At 28.4% G+C, this 1,812-nt stretch carries 3 protein-coding genes; 2 read left to right on the top strand and 1 reads right to left on the bottom strand.

What is annotated here, in order from left to right; genetic code table 11:
• Both L1S34_RS14715 and L1S34_RS14710 read left to right on the top strand, forming a co-directional pair.
• Window positions 1–1,049 (top strand): TIR domain-containing protein (locus tag L1S34_RS14715; protein WP_236364843.1); only part of this gene is annotated, 1,049 nt, incomplete at its 5' end.
• Between the two features lie 218 nt (window positions 1,050–1,267).
• On the top strand, window positions 1,268–1,615 hold the full coding sequence (locus L1S34_RS14710) for a hypothetical protein (RefSeq protein ID WP_236364842.1): 348 nt from the start codon (window positions 1,268–1,270) through the stop codon (window positions 1,613–1,615).
• Here L1S34_RS14710 and L1S34_RS14705 read toward each other — a convergent pair.
• On the bottom strand, window positions 1,612–1,812 hold a 201-nt coding region (locus L1S34_RS14705), incomplete at its 5' end, for a hypothetical protein (protein WP_236364841.1). The two genes, L1S34_RS14710 and L1S34_RS14705, sit on opposite strands and share 4 nt — an antisense overlap.

The following is a 1,812-nucleotide window of genomic DNA, read 5'->3' as shown; positions in this document are numbered from 1 at the left end:
ACGTTAGGCGTTATTTTAACCGAAAAACATACAAAATGAACGAAATCAAATCAATTTTTTATTCTTGGCAATCTGATTTACCGAAAGAAACTAATCAGAATGGAATTAGACAATGTTTGCGTTCATCACTAAATTTAGTTGAAGAAAGTTTCGAAGATTATAGACTTGAAATTGATGAAGCAACAAGAAATACTACAGGAAGTCCAAATATTCCTCAATCTATAATCAACAAAATATCTCAATGCGAAATATTTATTTGTGATATTTCGATTATAAACTCAAAAACAAATGACTTAAAGAAAACACCTAATCCAAATGTTTTAATTGAATTAGGTTATGCAATTGCATCTGTCGGTTGGGACAGAATTATTATGCTATTTAATTTAGAATCGGGAAATTTCCCAACTGATTTACCTTTTGATATTGATAGACATCGAACAAGTCCATACCGAATTAAAAATAAAGACGATAAAAGCGGAAAAAGTGAATTAGTCAAGTTACTAAAAGTTGCAATCGAACCAATTTTAAAAGTTAAACCTCCTAAACCATCAGATTTAAAAAGTTTATCTCCAAAAGAAACGAAGCGGAAATTGGATGTGAAAAATTTAAAATGGATAATGGGAACTGTAAATATTGTAACTTTTGATAACTTTATTGAATATATGCCAAGTAAAATTATTGGTAAAATCTTTTTTTATAAGGATTGGTTTTACAATATATCAGAAAGTAATAAATTCCATATTTACGATCCGAAATTAAAAAAGCTATTATTTGACTTTAGAGATAATTGGGATTATTCATTATCTTTTTATCAGTACTTTGACAGGGATTATCAAGGTCATACCTATTCATTCAGAATTCCATTTGACGTATTTCCAGATAAAAAAACTGAAGACGATTTCAACACATTAACAAAAATATGTCAAGACTTATCAAAAAATTTTAAAGATTTACTTGAGTATATAAGAAATGAATATCTAGAAATAGATTTAGATGAGACAAGTAAAAGCGCATTAGATGAGTATGAAGAATATCATAAACCTGAATAAAAACAACGCCTAACACACGCTACAAGCAATTTGGGTTTTAGGCTTAATTTTAAGATTGTCTTGTATTTGGAAAATTTGTGTTTATCCGAAGATTTGGCTTCCTTAATCCCAAACTGCTTGTAGCGCGAGAACGTTATGCGAGAGTTCTCCCGAAATGACGCAGAAGAAAATCATTAAAAAAATGCATTTATTTGCGTAGAAAACTAAAAATTAAATTTATGAAAAAAAAATATTGGACAATTGCAATCTTCATCGCTGTACTAATTTTTATATTTATAAATACATTTATCCATTCATTTAACGAAAACAATAAAGAGTATAATTTTGTTATAACAAAAACAGAAACAACACCGACAAGTACTTTAATATTTTACGATAAAGAAAAGGAAATATCGTTTTGGAATTTTATAGTTTCTGAAAATAGTGGTATCAAGAAAGGAGATTTAATTTATAAACCTAAACATTCTAATTTTCTTTACGTAAAAAGAAAAGATAAAAACGGAAGTTATAAAACATTTCTAAAAGAAAATTATACAGGAATTTTTACGTTTGGGAAAAAGGATTAAAATGAAAATTGGAATTTGAAAAGCAGAAACGTGAAAAGTTTGCTATTAAAATCGTATTTTAGACAAATAACCCTCGCATAACAGGCGTTTGGCAAGATTGCGAATTTTGTAGTAAATTCACGTTTATTTCTCGCAAGAAATTTTATCTTTGATAGAAAATAATCGGTTCCGAAGTTCGCAACCTCGCCAAGCGCCAG

Origin of the sequence: Flavobacterium sp. K77 (assembly GCF_021608205.1) — a bacterium.
GTDB lineage: Bacteria > Bacteroidota > Bacteroidia > Flavobacteriales > Flavobacteriaceae > Flavobacterium > Flavobacterium turcicum.
The sequence above is the reverse complement of the archived record's forward strand: the minus strand, read 5'-3'. Positions and strand labels throughout refer to the sequence as shown.